Annotated in this window: 15 protein-coding genes; 8 read left to right on the top strand and 7 right to left on the bottom strand. The window is 54.1% G+C overall.

Annotated elements, in window-relative coordinates; all coding sequences use genetic code 11:
* Nucleotides 1-456: 456 nt before the first annotated feature.
* From SK3146_RS17950 to SK3146_RS17960, 3 genes are all read right to left on the bottom strand, one after another.
* A complete protein-coding gene (locus SK3146_RS17950) occupies nt 457-1,773 on the bottom strand; it encodes an FtsW/RodA/SpoVE family cell cycle protein (protein WP_249860123.1) in 1,317 nt (438 codons plus the stop codon).
* Entirely contained in the window at nt 1,770-2,102 is a 333-nt protein-coding gene (locus tag SK3146_RS17955; RefSeq protein WP_249860124.1) for a PadR family transcriptional regulator, read from the bottom strand. Before SK3146_RS17955 ends, SK3146_RS17950 begins: the two co-directional genes overlap by 4 nt.
* 268 nt (nt 2,103-2,370) lie before the next feature.
* Entirely contained in the window at nt 2,371-4,875 is a 2,505-nt protein-coding gene (locus tag SK3146_RS17960; RefSeq protein WP_249860125.1) for a U32 family peptidase, read from the bottom strand.
* Between the two features lie 441 nt (nt 4,876-5,316).
* On the opposite strand from SK3146_RS17960, the gene SK3146_RS17965 reads away from it, so the two are divergent.
* The 6 genes from SK3146_RS17965 (at nt 5,317) to SK3146_RS17990 (ending at nt 13,480) form a co-directional block, all read left to right on the top strand.
* On the top strand, nt 5,317-5,823 hold the full coding sequence (locus tag SK3146_RS17965; protein ID WP_249860126.1) for a type II toxin-antitoxin system RelE/ParE family toxin: 507 nt from the start codon (nt 5,317-5,319) through the stop codon (nt 5,821-5,823).
* 324 nt (nt 5,824-6,147) lie between these two features.
* The gene (locus tag SK3146_RS17970) at nt 6,148-9,417 is read left to right on the top strand and encodes an FG-GAP repeat domain-containing protein (protein ID WP_249860127.1); all 3,270 of its coding nucleotides are present in this window, start codon (nt 6,148-6,150) and stop codon (nt 9,415-9,417) included.
* Between the two features lie 259 nt (nt 9,418-9,676).
* A complete protein-coding gene (locus SK3146_RS17975) occupies nt 9,677-9,928 on the top strand; it encodes an acyl carrier protein (protein ID WP_249860128.1) in 252 nt (83 codons plus the stop codon).
* A gap of 6 nt (nt 9,929-9,934) precedes the next feature.
* Nucleotides 9,935-11,131 carry a hypothetical protein gene (locus tag SK3146_RS17980; RefSeq protein WP_249860129.1) on the top strand — a complete coding sequence of 399 codons (1,197 nt, stop codon included), beginning with the start codon at nt 9,935-9,937 and terminating at the stop codon, nt 11,129-11,131.
* Between the two features lie 42 nt (nt 11,132-11,173).
* Nucleotides 11,174-12,142, top strand: a complete 969-nt coding sequence (locus tag SK3146_RS17985) for an SGNH/GDSL hydrolase family protein (RefSeq protein ID WP_249866347.1) — start codon at nt 11,174-11,176, stop codon at nt 12,140-12,142.
* Between the two features lie 186 nt (nt 12,143-12,328).
* Nucleotides 12,329-13,480 carry an MBOAT family O-acyltransferase gene (locus tag SK3146_RS17990; protein WP_249860130.1) on the top strand — a complete coding sequence of 384 codons (1,152 nt, stop codon included), beginning with the start codon at nt 12,329-12,331 and terminating at the stop codon, nt 13,478-13,480.
* A gap of 66 nt (nt 13,481-13,546) precedes the next feature.
* On the opposite strand, the gene SK3146_RS17995 is transcribed toward SK3146_RS17990, so the two are convergent.
* Together SK3146_RS17995 and SK3146_RS18000 are read right to left on the bottom strand one after the other, a co-directional pair.
* The gene (locus SK3146_RS17995; RefSeq protein WP_249860131.1) at nt 13,547-13,708 is read right to left on the bottom strand and encodes a hypothetical protein; all 162 of its coding nucleotides are present in this window, start codon (nt 13,706-13,708) and stop codon (nt 13,547-13,549) included.
* 56 nt (nt 13,709-13,764) lie between these two features.
* Entirely contained in the window at nt 13,765-14,103 is a 339-nt protein-coding gene (locus SK3146_RS18000; RefSeq protein ID WP_249860132.1) for a hypothetical protein, read from the bottom strand.
* Between the two features lie 299 nt (nt 14,104-14,402).
* Here SK3146_RS18000 and SK3146_RS18005 point away from each other — a divergent pair, with 299 nt between their 5' ends.
* On the top strand, nt 14,403-15,371 hold the full coding sequence (locus tag SK3146_RS18005) for a sugar phosphate isomerase/epimerase family protein (RefSeq protein ID WP_249860133.1): 969 nt from the start codon (nt 14,403-14,405) through the stop codon (nt 15,369-15,371).
* 202 nt (nt 15,372-15,573) lie between these two features.
* Here the strand turns inward: SK3146_RS18005 and SK3146_RS18010 are convergent, their stop codons facing one another.
* Nucleotides 15,574-15,789, bottom strand: a complete 216-nt coding sequence (locus SK3146_RS18010; protein WP_249860134.1) for a hypothetical protein — start codon at nt 15,787-15,789, stop codon at nt 15,574-15,576.
* 314 nt (nt 15,790-16,103) lie between these two features.
* Here SK3146_RS18010 and SK3146_RS18015 point away from each other — a divergent pair, with 314 nt between their 5' ends.
* Complete coding sequence (locus SK3146_RS18015; RefSeq protein WP_249860135.1) at nt 16,104-17,714, top strand: nitrite/sulfite reductase; 1,611 nt, start codon at nt 16,104-16,106, stop codon at nt 17,712-17,714.
* Between the two features lie 172 nt (nt 17,715-17,886).
* On the opposite strand, the gene uvrA is transcribed toward SK3146_RS18015, so the two are convergent.
* A complete protein-coding gene (gene uvrA / locus SK3146_RS18020; protein WP_249860136.1) occupies nt 17,887-20,769 on the bottom strand; it encodes an excinuclease ABC subunit UvrA in 2,883 nt (960 codons plus the stop codon).
* Between the last annotated feature and the right edge of the window lie 93 nt (nt 20,770-20,862).

Here is a 20,862-nt window from a genome sequence, read left to right on the forward strand (position 1 = left end):
TATCGTTTTGCTTTGTGCACTGTTGCAAGAAAAGAATAAAATGTATACAAAAACGGTTCTCCAGCGTGAACGGATGGTTGATCTAGCTGCCGAACCCAAGATGTTTAACCGCTTCATCGCCCGAGAGGCGGGCTGCTTGTTATTTTATTCCTCTTCATTTATTATCGGCTGGCACAAGAAGAAATTGTATATGCAAATCTTAACATTTTCCAAACATTTTGCTTAAAACGCCCTCAAAATACCGGGATCTTTCGAATGCCGGTTCAGCCAAAAAAATAGCACAACCCTTAAATTCACTCAGGTTGTGCCTTTTCACTCTACTTGCGACGTCATCATCCGGACGGCAAATGCGGCTCTTTCTCCGACGTCTCCGGCGGCATAGCAGACTGTGTGAGTTTTCTGACAGAAAACCCGCCGCTTTGCAAGCAACCCGCAGGTCGCTGCTTTGCCTCATAGCTACTGAGGGATTCGAATCATATCCTTGCGCCGGTAAACGCTGAGCAGAATTCCCATCGCCGCCAGCTCTACAATCAGATGAGTCCCCCCGTAGCTGACAAACGGCAGAGTCACTCCTCCCAGAATCGGAAGCAGGCCGACGGACATGCCGATGCTCCATATATACTGAACGATAAACAAACCGGACACCCCGCTGATCAGCAGCTTCCCGTACCCGTCCCTCACCACGGCCAACATACGCAGGAGATGAATGGCGAACCAGACGGCGCATGTAACGACAACGCCTCCCCCCAGCCATCCCATGCTGTAGATCAAATAGGTAAACAGCGTATCCGAATAAATATAAGGAAGCTTCGTATTGACGGCGGCGAAGCCGTGACCCCACCACCCGGCGGAACGGACCGCCGAATCGATTTGAATGTACATGTATCCCTCCACAGGATCTTCATATCGGTCGAAAAAGGCGCCCAGACTTATTCTGCTGTGTAACGAAGACAAGGTATACAGCCCCCCCATCGCTGCAAGCACGATCGCTTGCGAAGCTATAGCCAGCCGGCTTTGGCGCGCCGTGTACAGAAGCAGCAAATAAGCCGCGGCGTAAATCAATAAGGACGACACGGAGGGGGCCATTACGTACACTACTGCAGGAATAAACACGAACAGCAAATGCTGCAGCGCCAGCGACCTCAAGTCCGTTCCCCAATGACGGAGCAATCCCGCGGCGGCCACGATAAACAGAAACGGGCTCACGCTCATCCAATCGACGGTCATAGGGCCGATGACAATCCAGCTCTTCGTTCCGTTGACTTGAAGCCCCCATGCCATCGTCGCAAGCGCAACCAGCAGCGTCCCCGCATACATCGCCCAGGAATAATGCTGCAGCTTCCGGTAATCAAAGAACAGGAACGCCGTCATAGCCAGCAAACCGGCCGCAATAAACATAGCTTTTTTTACCAAAAAATGCCCTGAAGGAGCAGTATTGCCCTCGTTGCCCGTATATGCCAGCTCCACCGCATACATAGCCACCAGCGAAATGATGAGCAGGACGGCTACCCAGCCGACGAGTCCCCAAGGAATACGCGGCTTATGTACTTTATTAAGCTCGCGGCCGACCGCCTCGGGATCGCCCATCTGCCGAATCGCCCATTGCGCCGCCGCCTTCTCATCCAAGCCCTCTTCCTGCTTGGCGCTCATCAGTTCTTCCAAGTGGCCCGCCATCTCCTGCCGGATTTCCTTATGCAGCTCTCTAGCTTTGACACGGCCGCACACGGCGGATAAATACTCGTTGATAAGAGGATGTTTATCGAATCGGTTCATCCTTGTCCCTCCCCCAGCACCCGGTCTACCGCGTTGCGGAACAAGCGCCATTCCTGCTTCTTCTCCTGAAGCTGCCGCTTCCCGCTATCCGTCAGACGGTAATATTTGCGTTTGCGGCCGTCGGCCTGCCGCCAGTACGACTCGACCCACCGTTCCGCCTCCATCCCGTGGAGTATCGGATACAGCGTACCTTCCTTGAGTACGAACGTTCCGTCGGAGCTTCGCTCCAGCTCTTTGATCAATTCGTAGCCGTAACGGTCCGTTTGTTCCAGCAGCGTCAAAATTAACGTGCCCGTGCTGCCTTTCAGCAGCTCTTTGTTGACACTCATGCCAGAGATGACACCTCCATATTCAATCTCAAAATCATTTACCTCGTTGTTCTATGCATCGTATATCTATGTATATAGTAGCAGAAGATCGCGCCAATTTCAAAAGAATGTTCGCCTCCCTGAAACGGCACTTCCGGAAGGCTGGGTCGCAGGAAATAGCCGATCATGGCCAAACAACGAAAAAAAGCAGCCGGCTTCGCATCAAACCGATGCGGCGGCTGCTTGACAGACTGGATGATTATTCGGCGTGAGCCGACGAAACAATCGGTTATTTAACTAACTGCCCGCGGGTAACGCCCAGTTGGTTGGTCGCTTTGAGCTTTTTCCAAACCTGCGTTCCGCTAATAGTGCCCTGCAGAGCGCGTTGATACAAATCGATAACTTCCAGCACTTTATCCGGCGTTTCCTCCAGAAACTCCACCCGGAAGGAGGCTACCCCGAGGTCGAGGAAGTTGCGCACATATTCGGCGCCGGATTGCTCGATGGCATTGTACACCGTATTGCGGCAGCCCTCGTCGACCCGCACCGGATGAGACATGCCGACGCGGTCCTGCAGCGACAAGCGATGCTCTTCGCACGGGCGTCCGCAGTTCGTATAGTCGGTCCCCTCGCTCATAAACGTGCAGTACACGCAGTGCTCCGTATGGAACATCGGCATATGCTGATGAATGACGACCTCCAGCTTGGAAGTATCGGCCACCTCCAACAGATCGACCATCTGCTGAATGTTCAGATCGTACGAAGGCGTCACTTTGCTTAAGCCTGCATCGAGGAACAGAGCGGCTGTCTTATGATTCGCTATATTTAAGGAAAAATCTCCGATCAGTTCCGGATGACGTTCCTCAGGATGCTCCATACGGTATTTCATGTAATAATAGACAGCCCCCGTATTGCGAACGAGCACCGCGTCGGGCTGCAGCTTCATAATATTGCGAAAGTAGCCGGTTTCCCCCGGCATATGAATGCGCGGCGTCGCCAGAGCGATCCGCTTGCCGGCCTCCCGGGCCGCCTCTACCGCCGCGGGGAACTGCTTGATAAATTCGAAGTCGGCATAGATCATGTCGACGTCCGTCCGCGCGGCCGCGCGCACCTGCTCCAGGTTGCGGCACAGCGCCGTAAGCCGCGGAGCCTGCGGCTTGCCGTTCTTCGGCGCCGCATCGTCCATGGCGGTTATGCGGCGTTTAATATACGAGCGCGGAGCTTGGCGCGCCTCCTCCAATTGCGCCGCAGCATTGCGGCGCATGCCGTTCAGTTCGCGCATCGGCACGATCAGGGCCCCGTCCAGCTGCACGTCAAGCTCTCCAAGCTCCAGCGTCGTCCCGCCCAGACGGCCGAACTGATCCTCGAACAGCGCGGCGTCCATCGGCCGCTTCTCCGCCTGCACGAGCGGCAGCTCGGACTCCACATAGACCGTATGGCCGGTTAGCCCGTCGGTCCACCAGCTCTTAAGCGGCTCGCCCAGCTTGCCTGTGACGCGGATCGATACCGGGAATGTGCGATAAGGCTTCTCCGTCTCGAACGTCTGGCGCAGCCGCTTGTCCAGATGCGGGTCGTTCGTCTTCCAGATCCGGTCGCCGACATGAACTCTGCCCAGGTTCACGTCATTGCGCCCGGGCACGATCTCGATCAAGCCGCCGTACGCCTCGCCTTCCAGCTTCTCGCCTTTGCGGCGAATATCGTATACGCGGCCGCCTTCCTCCTTCTTCGTCGGGTCCCCGGCGTCGAAGCAGATGCCGTCCCCGCGCTTCAGCGGCGCTTCGAGCTCGCAGAGCACGCCGTCGCGCAAAATTTGCTTCACGCGCCCTACATAGACGCCGCGGCTTTTCGGGTAAGTTCCCTCGACCAACTGCTTATTGTTCGTTCCTTTGAGAAAGCCGTAGGTGAAACCGCGAGAAAAGCTCTGCTCCAGCTCGCGCAGCTCCTCCTTCGTCGGCTTGGCCTGCCCGGTTTCGAAGTAGCGGTCAATCGCCTTGCGGTACTTGCTTACGACATTCGCTACATACTCCGGACTCTTAAGCCGGCCTTCGATCTTGAACGAAGTCACTCCCGCTTCGATCAGCTCGGGAACGAGCTCCAGCGCGGCCAAATCCTTCGGCGACAGCAGGTAGGCGATATCGCCCATCGGCTTCTGCACGCCGTCCACCATCAGGTCGTAAGGCAAACGACAGGCTTGAGCGCATTCTCCGCGGTTGGCCGAACGGCCTCCCCACATCTCCGAGGTCAGACATTGACCCGAATACGAGACGCACAGCGCGCCGTGCACGAACACTTCCATCGGCAGCTTCGCCTGGCCGCCGATCTGTTTGATTTGCTTCAGATTATTTTCCCGTCCGAGCACCACTCGTTCGATATCGAACGGCTTCGTGAACTCGACCGCTTCCGGAGAAGTGATCGTCATCTGGGTCGAGCCGTGGATCGGGAAATCCGGGGAAATGTCGCGAATCATCTTGACCAAGCCCAGGTCCTGCACGATGACCGCGTCCACCCCCGCGTCAATACAGGCTTCGATCAGCTTGCGTGCTTCGTCAAGCTCATCCTCGAACACCAATATATTGAAAGTAAGAAATCCTTTCACCCCGTACAGATGAAGAAAAGACATAATATCAGGCAGCTCGTCCGTATGAAAATTGTTCGCCCGGGCCCGCGCATTAAACTTCTCCACGCCGAAAAAGACGGCATTCGCCCCGTTGGCTACAGCCGCTCTGAGACAGTCCCAATCGCCGGCCGGGGCGAGCAGCTCTATATCCTCTTTGCTTAACTTCATAAAGTTCATTCCTCCGAATGCAATTCCGATTCTCTTAACATATCGCTTCAACTAATATAGTGTACCAGAAACAGCCCCGGTAAGGCCAATAAAACCAGCAAATGGCAGAGGGCCTGCGAAACGTCCGTTAAGCCCAGCTTATCCCGCAGCCGCGCCGGTTAAACATGGGCTTTCAAAGGAAATTCGAAGCTTGACGGAGCCAAGAGCGGCGTCCGCGAGAGATGCGGCGATCGGCGGTCCCGCCCGCATTCTGTGCTCAACTCAAACCCCAATTCTGGTACGATGGTTCCATTTTCCCAACCGAAGTTCCAAATATCAACGAGGGCAATTCCGAAAAGCGAACTACACGCTGCTGTTAAAAACTTAATTGCCGAATCCGGAGAGGCTGCTCGCAATTTCAATGGCGTGGACGAAACGGAAGCATTTTTGGGCGATGTAACGGGGGATTAGATGCTTCCCATTACCTATCTTGGCCCCGCAGAACGCTATTTTAAAAAACTCGTTGAGAAACCGCTAAAGCGCGCCTATTTCGATGCGATCCTGGCCATTCGAAATGATCCCTCGATTGGGGAACAAAAGACAGGCGATCTCACTGGCATATTCAGCTATGATGTATCAGAAGAAAATGATGATGGTGAGCTTGTGGTCGTCATCATGGCTGGATCTAGGGAAAACTTCGCCTGCCCGGAGACAATGACGTACACGACCTCGATGGCAGCCCAGCCTTGGCCCATGGATAGCGCCCATGGCATATGGGCTCCGGCTACCGCGAGCAGCCCCCATCCCACGCCCTCTTCAAGCACCCCCGATGAAGCGACTACCAGAGCTTGCGCCCGAGCCGGAGGCAGCAGCTTCATCCCTATCGCGGCTACCGGCCCCCGCAGAATCAGCGCGGCGGTCCAACCGGCGGCTCCGATTCCGTACGCCTTCCAATCGATGCCTGGACCAGCCGCATAGGAGAAATACAGCCCCAACAGGACAGGGACTGCCATATACAAAGGAAGCGCCTTGAAGAAGCGGATCTTTATACGCCGCACCTCTTCCGGAGTAATTTCGTTATCCGAAGGACTGGTCATCCGCGAAACACCCCGATCTCTCAATTGCCGTTTTCCATAATCATACTCATTTTCCTGCCGCCGTATCAACATATTCCTGTGTGTTCCGGTCCTTGATTTGCCAAGTTCCACCCCATGTCAGCTTGTCCGACAAAAGTTAACAAAGCCCGCCATCCATGCTATAATTGCAAAGTAGTCCAATCAAGCTTATAATCGAGGGATTTTATTGAAATTGACTAAAGGCCGGATCGCCGGTGCCGTTATCGGCATTCTCGTGATCTTTGCAACGTGGCTGGCCGTCTCCGATAAGGAGCTGTCCGTCCGCATGCTGTACGCCTGCAGCGGCGACAGCTTCGATACGGCTGCATACGGCCAGTTGGAACAATCGCTAGTCGCTAATCTGCAATTGGAACGGCACAATCTGGACAAGCTGACGCTGCGTCAGCTGAAAGGCTACGAAGCCGTCTATCTGGACCCTTCTTTGCATGAGACGCTAACGGACAAGCAGCGCGAGCTCTTGCAAAGCTACGTCTCCCAGGGAGGGCATCTGTTCCTTGAAAATAGCATGGTCGCGGATTTCCCGCTCGACTTCATCGGGGCGAAGCGGCTCGTCGATTTGACGCCGCCCGCCCAGCTTGCCGCAAGCTCAGGCAAGACCGCCGGTGCGGCCGGGGAAGCCTTCGCCTATCCCCAAGTCGAGCTGAACCTGCAGGGAATGCAGCAGCTGTTCCGCCAGTTCATGGACAACTACATCAACCATGACGGCGCTGCCGATCTGCAGCAATTTTCCTGGGGAAAAGGCATGATTCCTTCTACCGCCGAGCCGATGGTCACGCTCGGCGAACAAGCGATTTATGCCCTGAACCGTTACGGCAAAGGGACCGTGCTGTTCAGCAGCGCCCTGCTGCCGAACCGGTATTACATAACCGGCTATGACATGAGCAGCGGTATGGACCCGAGCCTCGGGTTCGATAAGCTTGCCGCGGCGGTGAACGGTGCCAAGAAGCCGGTCTCCGGAGCGCTTTATTTCGACCGCAACCAGCTTCCGCTGGAGCCCTATTATCACTTCACGTTCGCCGCGGCCGGCGCGCTGATGCGCAGCGAGTACGCCGCCTTCGTCTCGAAGGAGACGCTCGGCTACAGCGTGAAGAAGGTGATGGGACCGTACGGGCGGCCCGCAATGTCGCATCAGAATCATTTCGAAGCGATTGAAGCGATCCGCGACGGCGAGGGCATCCAATGGGCCGAGCTGCTGAAGAAGTACAATCAGGTGCCTTCCTTCACGCTCGTCCGCTCGTCGTTCCACTGGGGACGATGGCAGGAATCGCTCGTTGTTCACTTGAATGAAGGAACGAATGATAAGCCGGCTTTTCACGGAGAGACGCCGAATTCGTTTTATTCGAGCGGCACCCGCGTCATGGCGGACGGCGACCCGATCCGGCTCGCGCTGTACCCGGACTATCGTTCGCTTGGAGACCCGGTCGACAAGCCGTTCCGGGCTTACCCGGCGCTTGCCGATCTGAACGGCGACGGGCGGCCCGACCTGATCGTCGGGTCGGCCGACGGTACCATCTCCGCTTACCTTAGCGGCGGGGCTCAGCCGGACGCTTACGGCGGGCAAGAGCTGCCCGCCGGCCTGACGGCGCCCGACGCCTTCGGTAAGCGCGAGCCGCTGCGGCTGGCTAACGGTCAGCCGCTCAAGACCGACGCGTACGCGAGCGTGGCCGCGTACGATCTGAACGCCGACGGCCGGCCGGACCTGGTCCTCGGCCTGGCCGACGGCACGCTCGCCGTCGCCTACGGCCAAGCCGGCGGCGTCTTCGCAAGCCCCGTCCCGCTCGTCGCGGACGGGAAGCCCATTCGAGCCGCGGCGCCCGTGGCTCCGGCTCTGGGCGACGTCACCGCCGACGGCGTTCCCGACCTCGTGGTCGGGGATGCGGATGGCGGTGTGACGCTCTACCGCGGCCAGCGCGCAGCGGGCCGCGGCGGCGCCGCAGGCGCCGGCTCGGGCGCCGGCACAGCCGGGGAGCCCGTCGCCTTCGAAGCCGGGCGCTTGCTGTTCAAGCTGCCCGCGAAGTTCGCCGCGCCGTCGATCCGCGACATGAACGGCGACGGTCGGGCCGACCTGGTAGTCGGCAACGTCGAGGGCGACCTGCGCATTTACTTGCAGCAGGCGGACGGAACGTGGCAGCCTTCCGGCGTGCTGGAAGGCGCCACCGTGAACCAGCTCGGCAATCACGCCCTCGTCGGAGGACATAACTCCGTACCGCTCTGGTACGATTTGAATCACGACGGCAAAGACGACCTGCTCGTCGGCCAGCTGGAATTCGGGATGGCGATCCCGGTCGACGATCCGAAATTCCCGTATGCCGAGCAGCTGCAGGCGTTTATCCAATATAACAAGGATCATTACCTGGATTTGTTCCCTCATATGTTTGTCCATAACTTCACAAGCGACGGGCAGGAGAAGGAAGAAATCGCGCTCCAGCAGAAGTCCTTCAAGACGTTAGGCATTCCGTGGAACATGCCGGGGACGAACCAGCATACATGGCGCATCAACAATCCGGACCGTACGCAGACGCTGAACAATGAACGTAATGCGGAAGTCTGGTATAACTTCGGCTTCCGCCCGTCGAACATTCCGAACGAACCGCGTCTCGGCGTTCAGTATAACTGGAGCTTTCCGTTCCTGATGACGGACGCCGGCTCCAGCGAGCCGTCCAATCCGCCGCTATTGCTCAGTACGCCTGCGCCGGTGCTGCGGCTCGGCGAGTATTCAACGGAAGACTTGTTCCAGTCGTACATTAACCTGGATTTACCGATCGATTATTTCGAGCATATCGAATATCATTTCCCTACGCGGGTCGGCGAGCTGCTCGAATTCGTTCAATATCTCGATAAGATTCGCAATCAATACGGCTACAACTTTATGACCGAGCCGCAGATGGCCCGCTCCGTCCTGAATACGTTGACTACCCGCGTTTCGGTGTCCCGGCCGTGGATCGAAGTCGTATTCGATCATCTGAAACGGCTGATCGGCATCCATTCCGACCCGTCCATCCGGATTCAGCCCGATACTACCGGCGTTCCGGCGCAAGCGGCGGAATACAAAGGGACGCTCGGCGTTTCGATCGAACGGGGACAAGCTTACGCGGAGCGCCCGATGACCACCGACTCCGACGTCTCCGATCTGCGCGGGGATAAGCTGTATCTCGGCGTTCCGGGCAAAACTAAGGTTCGCTTCGGCGAGGGGACAGGCGAGGCTTCGCTGCACATGCTGCGCGCCAATACGCCTTATCGTCTGGATAAACAGAACGACGGATGGACGCTGGAGCTGCAAGCCGGCGGCATGCAGCAGGTTCAATTGCGGAGCTCTCAGCCGCTTGCGATCGAAGGCGATCAGCTGCAAGTCGATCATCAGGACGGCACCGAGGTGTACACGGTAACCCATTTCGGAGCCGCTGTCACCGTCACGGTCCGCAGCCCTAAAGATTGATCCGCGCTATGCTTTTCATGCGACGCTTTCGCGAACGGAACTGCCCGGCAGCGATGTCCGTGAAACTTAAGCCCATTCTGCGAAACCGGAAGATTCCCGCGAATGCCTTGTTCCTTCAGGCTCGCGGGAATCTGTCGCGTTACACGCCCTGCCGCCCTTCGCTTAAGGGCCGGCTTGCGGCGAGTAGGCGAACGGCGAGCTAGTGTAAGGCAAGCCTGCAAGCTTTTTAATATACTGCATATCCAAGGAGGAACTTTCCATGCAAGACCTGCTTCAAGAGCTGGAAGAGCATATCCGCAGCCGCTACGAGATCGAAGCGGACGACGACGATTTTACGGTAGACGTCCATTTGTTCGATTACGGCTACATTGATTCGATCGGCGCTACGGCGCTCATCGCCCACATGGAGAAAACGTACGGCATTCAAGTCACGAATCAGGATCTGATGCTGTATTCGCTGAATACGGTACGCGAAATCGCCGATTTCATTCAAACCAAGACTGCGAGGTAATCAATTATGGAATGCGTCGTATCCCTGGAAGGATTGGCTTCCAGCCAGCACGGACAATTGAAGTACGCCGCCGCGTTTATCGACGAGCAGATCAGCGACATCCGGCTTGACGACAAGCATATTTATATCACCCATGAGTCGGTCAAAGGAAACGCAGCGATAGAAGCGCATGTGCGCCGTCTGATCGAGCGATTTTCCCAAGGAGACTTCGGCTTCAAAGAAAACATCTTGTTCGAGCACAAAGTGGAAACGCCTTATGAAGGCGACATTATCGCCGAGCTCGTCGAGCGCAAAATCATTAAAGTGCTGGAGCCCGGCTTGTTTATTTTCCGCGAACCTTTCTCCAGCCTGATGCGGTTTCTCGATTACTCCTTCATGACGAAGGTGGCGGGCCGCTTTTCCGGCATTCAGGAGGAGTCGTATCCGGCCGTCATTCACTGCGATACGCTGAACAAGACGAACCATTTCACTTCTTTTCCCGAGCATATTCATTTTCTGACGCACTTGCGCGAAGATCTCGACATTATCGAGTCGTTCTCCCAATCGATCCGCGATGCCGGCGGCTGGAAGCAGGATAGCCCGCTTGACCTTAACGCGAGCATGCCGAAGCCCAAGTTCGCCATGAACCCTTCGACCTGCTACCACTGCTATGAAGGACTTCAGAACGAAACGCTGGAAGGCGACGGGATGATCGTGACGGCGATTTCCAAATGCCATCGCTTCGAGTCGCGCAACCATACCGATTTCGGCCGTTTGCTCGATTTCAGCATGCGCGAAATTATTTTCGTCGGCAAGCCGGAATTCGTTAAGGAGAACCGTCTTCGTTCTATCGAGTACTTGAAGGAGCTTGCGGTGGAATGGAATGTAGACTGTATGATGGAGATCGCCAACGATCCGTTCTTCACGAACGATTTCCAAACCAAAGCGTCGTTCCAGCGCAATCAAGAAATGAAATACGAGCTTCGTCTGTCGATTCCGCATGTGAAGAAATCGATCGCCTGCAGCTCGGTCAATTTCCACAGCAATACGTTCGGCACCGCCTTTAACATTAAAATGGGCAAGCGCAACGCCGTCACCGGCTGCGTCGGCTTCGGGATCGAACGCTGGGCTTTCGCTTTCCTCGCTCAATACGGACTGAACGAGGCCGACTGGCCCGAGGCTTTCCGCGAGCAGTATCATGCTTGGCAGCAAAAATCGCTGTAACCGGCCTTTAACACTAAAAAAAGATGTGGATTCCCTATGAAACTGATCGCATTTCTGCGTAAAAACAGCTTCGTGCTGCTGCTCATCGCCGTCTTCGTCCTGTCGGATGTACTCCTCAGTCTATGGGACCCGATGGTGACGTCGCGGCGCTTTTATAAGAACGACTTTACCAAAACGCTCTATCACCACGATTGGGTGGATCACGGCCCCGTGTTTTTCGGCAATTCGGCGGTGACCGGAGCGTATATCGAAGACCAGTCCCAGTCCAAGCTCGTCGAGATGGGGCTGTCCTACGGCAAGCTGACCGATCTGAAGCCGATTTTGGAGCGGCAGCTGTACCATGTGGACCGCGAGCTGGTCATCGGGATCGACGTCCATACGATGATCGACAGTCTCGACACGGACCCGACCTACCAGTGGTTCAAGCCCTGGTACCAGCCTTATGTGTATACGTATCGCGATTATTTCCGGGATTCGGGAGCCGAGCTTGGCTGCCAGCTGTACCAAGGCTTCTTGATACAGGATGCTTTAAAACTGCAGGCCTGCACGCGCTTTCCCGAGACGGTCGAGCTCAGCAAGACGAATCCGCTGGCGTATCAGCCGCGCTGGATCGATAAAGAGCTGTATTTCGGCCAACAAACCGACGATCAGCTGAAGACGAAATGGGCGGAATACGATCAGCGCTTCGGCTGGATGACACTGAAGGATTTTCAGGGGAATCTGGACGCTCTGGATTGGGTGCTGGCCTACGCCAAAGAGCATAACCTTCAGGTGCGCGTGATCTGGATGCCGTGGAACAAGGCTTACGAGCTGCCGCGGTACATGCCTGCGCTGCAGCAGGCCGTTAACGACCGTCTGGCCAAGTACAACGTCCCTGTGCTCGATTTACTGCAAGGCTTCGACAAGAAGTATTTCCACGATCTCGTTCACTTAAGCCGTCAGGAAGGCGCACCGGTGTTTACGAAGGAGGTTGACGCATGGCTCCTTTCGCTCGCAAAATCATCGAAGTGATCGTCTATGCGGCGATGCTGATCATGGTCCTGATCTATTTTACCGGCAAAGGCATCTTTATTTACGAAGGATTTTAACGCTGCAAGCTTCCTGCGGGAAGCTTTAAAAGCGTGGTGAAAAAGCGAGCGGAAACCTCTATCGACCGCAGACCGCGAATAAATCACCACACTTCTAAGGAGTAAACCTATGTTTTATATGAACATGAACGCGGTTATGGCCATGATCGGCATGATCATTATTTTGGCTCTCACCCGTTGGTGGCCGCATAACAAGCGCTATTTGCTGCTGGCGTTCAACCTCTGTTTCTTGCTCTTGTTCAGCAAGAAGCTTTTTCTCTTTTATATCGTGTATACGGTGATCAACTATATTTGCTTCCTGTGGCTGTGCTACACGAAGAAGTGGCGCAAAGGCGGCTTCATCGCCCTGATCGTGCTCAACGTCGCGGCGGTATCGGGTATCCGGCTGCTAGGTATGGAGGCTTCGGAGCATCCTTTGTTTGACGCCGTCATCGCGCTGACGTTGATTTATAACGTGCTCAAGGTCATCGACTCGCATTATTTCGCCTACTTCTTCGGCAAGGACGCCAAGGCCAAAATCACGGATTACATGAACTACATCCTGTTCGTGCCGACGTTCACCTCCGGTCCGATTCTGAAGTTCCGCGATTTTATGGCCGACACCAAAAAGCCCTACCGAGTGAACGCAGACCAGGTAGAGGAAGGCATCAAGCGGATTATTCTCGGTCTGTTCAAGAAGCTCGTCATCGTAACCTGGATGACCGACATCTTCCATCACGTGCAGGATCAGGAGCTGTATACGCAGCAATCGATCTTTTTGATGATTTGGTTCTATATCATGCTGTTCTTCGATTTCTCCGGTTATTCGGACATCGCCGTCGGCTTTGGCCGTCTGATGGGCTATACGATCCCGGAAAACTTCAAAAAACCGTTCCAATCGCCCACCCTTACGCAATTTTGGCGCAATTGGCATGCGACGCTCGGCGACTGGTTCCGCGATCATATCTTCATGTTCTTCTCGCGCCAAGCTCCGACACGCTGGATGGGCGCAGGGTTGTCGATTCTGATTATGGTCTTGATCGGCCTATGGCACGGCTTCGGCTGGATCTACTTTTTTTACGGCCTATATCACGGTATTGTCATTGCGATCGAAACGCTGCTGGGCAAATCGACGGTGAACAAGAAGAAAGTGTCCCGTGCCTACTTCCTCGGGCGCTGCGCGCTGACGCAAGCGATAGTAACCGTCTCCGTCGTCGTCTATAGCGGCAGTACCGATACGGTGCTGAAAATTTACCGCGGTCTGCTGAACTGGCCCTTCTAAAGTCAGCTTCGCCGCCTGTGTAAAAAAGAGTCCTCGTTCTCTTCGGGAACGACAGACTCTTTTTGTTTAATATAGGGCCAGATAGCGCTTTCCTGAATTCTCCTTCGAATACAAATAGGCCTCCGTGCCGATAACCTCAATCCGTTCCAAAGCTGTCAAATCAAAAGAATCGATCTGTCCCTCAACCCCATTTGTTGCTTTCAATGCATGAATAAGCTGCGGAATCATCTTATGATCGCTTGAGACGAAAGTAACCGGAATGTCCCTTTCATTAACCCGGATTCTCAAGCCGATTCCTCCTTTTCTAACGCTTTCGCGGTTTCGCCGCTGCCTTGCTGCATAAATCCGGAAAAGAAAGAGTCCAAACGCTCCAAACTGTGAGACTGCATAATATTGCATTGAATTTGATTGCTGCTCGATGCCGAAATAAACACATCGCCGATATGCTGGTACACTTGGTTCTGATCTTTTTTATGGACGTGTACGTTGCCTGATTTCATATCGATATTTAGCGAAATTTGGTTAGACAACTCGACCAAGCATGTGGACTTTTTAAAGTGATTTGGGAAACGAAGCCATTGGCCGGAAACCGTTTCAACGATTTGGGTATCTTTGTTATACATATTTGATCCGCCCTCTCTTCAAAAAGTTATACATCCTGCGATCGACCGACATCGCTGCAACTTGGCTGCTTTATGCACCTCTTTTCTTCTATGGATTATGGCGCCCTTATTATTGTAATGGATCGCGAGTGCAAAGAAATGGGAACTCTGTCGAGACAACCTGTCGAAGTTTATTTTTTTCCTATGATCAAAATGCACGGCCTCTGTCCTCAACTTGGACTAGGAGCGGCGGGCAAACAATGATATAATCGGAGTATCGCGTACACGCGTACATTTTACATATTTTCGGAGGTGTCGTCATGAAGTTAGGAGTTTTTACGGTATTATTCGGACAGAAGCCTTTGGAAGAAGCGCTCGACTATATTGCATCCAAAGGCTTGGAAGCAGTTGAAATCGGCACCGGCGGTTATCCGGGCAACGCACATTGCAATCCGGATGTGCTTCTTTCCGACGACCAAGCATTGAAAGCATTTAAGAAAGCCGTCGAATCGCGCGGTCTGATGATTAGCGCTTTGAGCTGCCACGCCAATCCGCTGCATCCGCAAAAGGCGATCTCGCAGGAGCACCAGGATCTGATCCTCAAGACGATTCGGCTTGCCGAGAAGCTTGAAGTGCCTGTCGTGAACACCTTCTCCGGCTGCCCTGGCGACCATGAGGATGCCAAATATCCGAACTGGCCTGTCGCTCCTTGGCCGCCTGATTTCCAAGAAATTTTGGACTGGCAGTGGGCTAACAAGGTCATTCCTTACTGGACGGAAACGGGCAAATTCGCAGCTGACCACAACGTGAAGATCGGTCTGGAGCTGCATGGAGGTTTCTCCGTTCATACTCCGGCTACGCTGCTTCGTCTGCGTGAAGCCGCGGGAGAAGCGATCGGCGCGAACCTGGACCCAAGCCATATGTGGTGGCAAGGGATCGATCCGGTTCAAGCGGTGCAAATTTTGGGCCGTGCCGGTGCAATTCACCACTTCCATGCCAAGGATACGACGATTGACCCGATCAATGTAAACAAGCACGGCTTGACCGATATGCAGTCTTATACGGCGATGCTGGACCGCGCTTGGCAGTTCCGTACCGTCGGCTTTGGCCACGATCTGAAAACATGGGCGGATATTATCAGCGCGCTTCGTCTGGTCGGCTACGATTATGTGGTCAGCATCGAGCATGAGGACGGTCTGATGTCCGTCGAGGAAGGCTTCACCAAAGCCGTCCAAAACCTGGAGCAAGTACTGATCAAAGAGCCGCTTGGAGAAATGTGGTGGGTATAGTACCCTCATCATGTCGGCATACAGCGAAAAGCCCTCAGACCACTCGGTCTGGGGCTTCATTTTTTGTCACATTAGAGATCCGCTTATTCTCGTAAGGCATCGAATGACCTTATCTGGCACTCACCGTTAGACATGCGGCTTCCGTTCTGTTATGTATCCCTGCGGCATGAGCTAGACGGCTTATTGCAATCCCGTTCTCGTGTTACAGTTTATCCATCCAGTTCATAACCATTACGACATCCATAATCAGGAACACGATCAAGCTAACCGTGCTAAAGCCGATGGCAAATGGGTTCTTTTTCGGCGAAACCAACAGACGGAATACGCCGATAGCAATGACAATGGTAAACAACATTACAAACGGGTCAAAACCGGTAAATTTGCTCGCTGCTTGCGCTGCCTCTTCAGCCAAAAACATCGAGAGACCTCCTTCAGTATACAAAAATGCTTAATTTCTATCTTATCTTGACTCGTGATGAAGTGCAAGCCATAAATAGGAAGTGTAACAAGTTTGTCAACATTTTTCGCCTTTTTTGCCTTGCTTTTCCCCATTCTACAGCTTTGAAAAAAATCGTCTTCAATCATAAGCAAATTGTTCAATACCTATAACTAAACCTTATATTACTGTAGGGCAATTCCAATTTACGTATGATCTGAAAAGTGATACTATTAGGGAGATCTTTTTCATACTAAATCAATCGGATTTACCGTTAAGGAGGAGCAATACTAACCATGGCATACGAAGCAATTTGGGCCGCCGACCCTTCCAAGATCAACAAATTCGAGCTGGTAAAGCTGGAGAAAGACGGCCTCGACGTGATCCGTACCATCATTGAGAAGTACGCTCATGAAGGATATGACTCGATTACGCCTGAAGATATGGATCGCTTCAAATGGGCCGGCGTGTATCAGCAAAAACCGAAGGATGGCCACTTTATGATGCGGGTTCGCATCAATTCCGGGATCATGACATCGGATCAAGCTCGCGCAATGGCCGATATTGCCAGAGATTACGGGCGCAATCTGGTCGATGTGACCACGAGACAAGCGATTCAATTCCATTGGCTGCGTGTCGAACATTTACCTGACATCTTTAAACGTCTGGAAGCGGTAGGGTTGTATTCCTACGAAGCATGCGGCGACTGCCCGCGCACTGTGGTAGGGAACCCGCTCGCCGGCATCGATAAAGATGAGCTGATGGATACGACGGAGCTCGTCAATCAGGTCAACGACTTCTTCTTGATGAACCGTGATTTCTCTAACCTCCCACGTAAATATAAAATGTCCATTTCTTCTAATATTTATAACTCCGGTCACGCGGAAATTCAGTGCTTGGCCTTTACTCCGGCAACCAAAGTAATCGACGGCGTCGACGTGATCGGCTTCCACGCCTGGGTCGGCGGCGGCCTGTCTGCCAAACCTCATCTGGCTAAACAGCTGGATTTGTTCGTAAAGCCAGAGGACGTGTTAAAAGTAGCGATTGGCGTAACGACCATTTATCGCGATCACGGCTACCGCGAAAAGCGCCATCATGCCCGCCTGAAGTTCCTTGTCGCCGACTGGGGTCCAGAGAAGTTTAAGGAAAAATTGATCGAGCTGATCGGCGACATGCCTGCCCGCGGCGAAGATAAAATTGCCGGCTGGAAAGCCGCCTATTTCGACGGGGTTCATCCGCAAAAGCAGGAAGGCTTGAATTATATCGGCCTGAGCGTTCCTGTAGGACGTCTTGATTCGGACGAGCTGACCGAGCTTGCCCGCATCGCCGATGAGTACGGCGACCGAACGATTCGTACTACCGTATCCCAGAACATTATTCTATCCGGCGTTCCAACGGAAAAAGTGGGAGCTGCGCTGGCGGAGAAAGTATTCGAGCGCTTGACGCCGAATCCGAGCCATTTCATGAGCCGTACCGTATCCTGTACCGGCAACGAGTTCTGCAATCTGGCTGTGGTCGAAACCAAGCAGAGAGCCGTGCTCGTAGCCGAATATTTGGATGCCAACGTTGAATTGGACGAGGAAGTACGGATTCACTTCATCGGCTGCCCGAATGCCTGTGGTCAGAAGCATATCGCCGACATCGGCCTGCAAGGCGCGCTGGTAAAAACGCCGGAAGGCATGGTCGATGCCTTTGATATCGCTGTGGGCGGTATTCTCGGACCGGGAGCCCAATTTAACCAAGTGCTCAAAGGACGCGTGAAAGGCGACAATGTCGGCCCTGTCCTTGCGCAATTGATCTTGTATTATAAAGAAAACCGCAGCGAAGACGAGACGTTCAATCAATTCGTCAACCGTGTCGGCATTCCGGCTTTCCAGGACAAATTGACCTCCATTCTCGCCTCGTGAGAACAGCGTCTACCGACGTGACGTCCTTATATAGATAAACGGACAAGAGCCCCTTTCCACCCCGGTGGAGACGGGCTCTTGTCCGTTGAGAGAGCCCAACAGGACTGCTTAAGATGCGACTTAGGCAGCCCTGTTGTATATTCATATGAAGCTCGGTTTAGTCCGGCATCCGCTACACTACGGCATTCTCCATCTGCTTCAGTCGCTGCGCATAATCTTCGGATCTAGCACGGTCCCGTTCCAAAATCGGCTTCAAGTAGCGGCCGGTATACGATCCCTCTACTTTAACTACTTCCTCCGGCGTACCGGTAGCTACGATCGTGCCGCCTTTGCTTCCGCCTTCGGGTCCCAGATCGATCAAATAGTCCGCCGTTTTAATCACATCGAGATTATGCTCGATGACCAGCACGCTATCGCCGTTCTCGACCAAACGATGCAGCACCTTCAACAGCCGGTCAATATCGTCGATATGAAGACCCGTCGTCGGCTCGTCAAGAATATAGATCGTCTTGCCAGTGCTTCTCCGGTACAGCTCCGCTGCCAGCTTGACGCGCTGCGCTTCCCCGCCCGACAGCGTCGTCGCCGGCTGGCCGAGGTTCATATAGCCCAGACCTACGTCCAGCAGCGTTTGAAGCTTGCGGTGAATACGCGGGATGTTTTTGAAAAACTCGCATGCATCCTCAATCGTCATATCCAATACTTCGGAAATATTTTTTCCTTTGTACTGAACCTCCAGCGTCTCCCGGTTATAGCGCTTGCCTTTGCAAACTTCGCACGGAACGTATACGTCGGGCAGGAAGTGCATCTCGATCTTGATAATTCCATCCCCGCGGCAGGCTTCGCAGCGGCCGCCCTTCACATTGAAGCTGAAGCGGCCCTTCTTGTATCCGCGCACCTTGGCTTCATTCGTAGCCGAATAAACGTCCCTTATATCGTCGAACACTCCCGTGTATGTTGCGGGATTGGAACGCGGAGTCCGTCCGATCGGCGACTGATCGATATCGATAACCTTATCGACATGCTCCAGACCGACGAAATCGCGGTATTCTCCGGGGCGCACCTTGGCTCCGTTCAATTCTTTGGCCAATGTTTTATACAAAATTTCGTTAATTAGCGTACTTTTGCCCGAGCCGGACACGCCGGTCACGCAAGAGAACACGCCGAGTGGAATCTTAACGCTGACATTGCGCAGATTATTTTCCTTCGCCCCTTTAATTTCCAGCCATTTGCCGTTCGGCTTGCGTCGCTCGGCGGCTACCGGAATAAACCTCTTGCCGCTTAAATACAGCCCGGTTAACGATTCCGGATCTTCCATAATCTCCTTCGGCGTTCCTTGCGCTACGACCTTGCCTCCGTGAATACCGGCTCCCGGACCGATGTCGATAATGTAGTCGGCGGCCAGCATTGTGTCCTCGTCGTGCTCGACAACGATCAAGGTGTTGCCGAGATCGCGCATATGTTCAAGCGTCTTGATCAAGCGGTCGTTATCCCGTTGATGCAGCCCGATGCTCGGCTCGTCCAGAATATAGAGGACTCCCATCAGGCTGGAGCCGATTTGCGTGGCCAAGCGAATCCGCTGCGCCTCTCCCCCCGACAAAGTCCCGGCAGCCCGGTGCATCGTCAAATAATCCAAACCGACATTGACGAGAAAACCGAGCCGCGATTTGATTTCCTTCAAGATCAAATGCGCAATCTGCATCTCTCTATCGTTCAACTGCAGCGTCTCGGCCCATTCCTGGGCGTCCCCGATCGACAGAGACGTCACATGAGCGATATTTTTACTATTAATCGTTACGGCCAGCGTTTCCGGTTTCAACCGTTGGCCTTTGCATTTGCCGCAAGGCTTGGAGCTCATATACGATTCGATATGCTCGCGAATGCCTTCGGAGAACGTATCGCGATACCGGCGTTCAAGGTTAGGAATAATGCCTTCGAAGGCAACCATGGCTTCTTTCCTATGCCCCATATCGTTCTCGTACCGGAACCGCACCTTCTCTCCGCCGGTCCCGTACAAAAGCTTCTTCATCTGCTCGGAGGTCAATTCGGACACCGGAACGTTCTGAGGAATCCCGTAGTGCTCGCACACAGCAGCGAGAAACTGCGGATAATAATTGGACGTACTGCCCGCCCATGCCTCGAATGCGCCCTCCTCAATCGATTGCTTCGGATTCGGAACGAGCAGATCCGGATCGACGATCATTTTGCTGCCGAGCCCGTCGCACTCCGGACAAGCCCCGAACGGGCTGTTGAAGGAAAACATTCTGGGCGCCAGCTCTTCTATGCTAAAGCCGCATTCCGGACAGGCCAAATTTTGGCTGAATAGCAGCTCCTCCTGTTCCATCACATCGACGATGACGCGGCCGCTCGCCAGCTTTAACGCCGTTTCGAGAGAATCGGCAAGCCGCGACTGCACGTCGGCCTTCACTACGATACGGTCGACGACGACTTCAATGCTATGCTTCTTGTTCTTGTCCAGCTCGATCTTCTCGGATAAGTCCATCACTTCCCCGTTGACGCGCACACGAACAAACCCTTGCTTCTGAATATCCGCAAGCAGCTTGGAATGCTCGCCCTTCCGACCGGAAACGATAGGGGCCAAAATTTGCAGGCGGGTCCGCTCCGGATATTCCATAATCCGGTCCACCATCTGCTCGACCGTCTGCGACGTAATCTCGATCTTATGCTCGGGGCAATGCGGCCGCCCGATACGGGCGAACAGCAAGCGCAAATAATCATAAATTTCCGTTACCGTTCCGACCGTGGAACGCGGGTTGCGGCTTGTCGTCTTCTGGTCGATGGAGATGGCCGGCGACAAGCCTTCGATAGAGTCGACGTCCGGCTTATCCATCTGTCCCAGAAACTGCCGGGCGTAGGCGGACAACGACTCGACGTATCTGCGCTGCCCTTCCGCATAAATCGTATCGAACGCCAGCGATGACTTACCCGAACCGCTGAGACCCGTCAGCACGACGAACTGATCGCGCGGTATCGTTACGTCAACATTTTTCAGATTGTGCGCTCTCGCGCCTTTAATGACAATATTGTCTCTTGCCACTTGCCTGCCACCATCCTTCTTCGTTTCCCAGAGCCGACGGATTCGCTTCCCGTTCAACCGGACGGAGTACATCCGGCCCCGGAATTATCTATC

Origin of the sequence: Paenibacillus konkukensis (genome assembly GCF_023523925.1) — a bacterium.
In the GTDB taxonomy this organism is placed as follows: Bacteria; Bacillota; Bacilli; order Paenibacillales; family NBRC-103111; genus Paenibacillus_S; species Paenibacillus_S doosanensis.

Bases quoted from the DNA above. Each gene is read 5' to 3' on its own strand.
- SK3146_RS18005 (WP_249860133.1), top strand. From the start codon at position 14,403: ATGAAGTTAGGAGTTTTTACGGTATTATTCGGACAGAAGCCTTTGGAA.
- SK3146_RS17950 (WP_249860123.1), bottom strand. From the start codon at position 1,773: ATGAACCGATTCGATAAACATCCTCTTATCAACGAGTATTTATCCGCC.
- SK3146_RS18000 (WP_249860132.1), bottom strand. From the start codon at position 14,103: ATGTATAACAAAGATACCCAAATCGTTGAAACGGTTTCCGGCCAATGG.
- SK3146_RS18010 (WP_249860134.1), bottom strand. From the start codon at position 15,789: ATGTTTTTGGCTGAAGAGGCAGCGCAAGCAGCGAGCAAATTTACCGGT.
- SK3146_RS17980 (WP_249860129.1), top strand. From the start codon at position 9,935: ATGGAATGCGTCGTATCCCTGGAAGGATTGGCTTCCAGCCAGCACGGA.
- SK3146_RS17960 (WP_249860125.1), bottom strand. From the start codon at position 4,875: ATGAACTTTATGAAGTTAAGCAAAGAGGATATAGAGCTGCTCGCCCCG.
- SK3146_RS17965 (WP_249860126.1), top strand. From the start codon at position 5,317: ATGCTTCCCATTACCTATCTTGGCCCCGCAGAACGCTATTTTAAAAAA.
- SK3146_RS17955 (WP_249860124.1), bottom strand. From the start codon at position 2,102: ATGAGTGTCAACAAAGAGCTGCTGAAAGGCAGCACGGGCACGTTAATT.
- SK3146_RS17995 (WP_249860131.1), bottom strand. From the start codon at position 13,708: ATGATTCCGCAGCTTATTCATGCATTGAAAGCAACAAATGGGGTTGAG.
- SK3146_RS18015 (WP_249860135.1), top strand. From the start codon at position 16,104: ATGGCATACGAAGCAATTTGGGCCGCCGACCCTTCCAAGATCAACAAA.
- SK3146_RS17990 (WP_249860130.1), top strand. From the start codon at position 12,329: ATGTTTTATATGAACATGAACGCGGTTATGGCCATGATCGGCATGATC.
- SK3146_RS17975 (WP_249860128.1), top strand. From the start codon at position 9,677: ATGCAAGACCTGCTTCAAGAGCTGGAAGAGCATATCCGCAGCCGCTAC.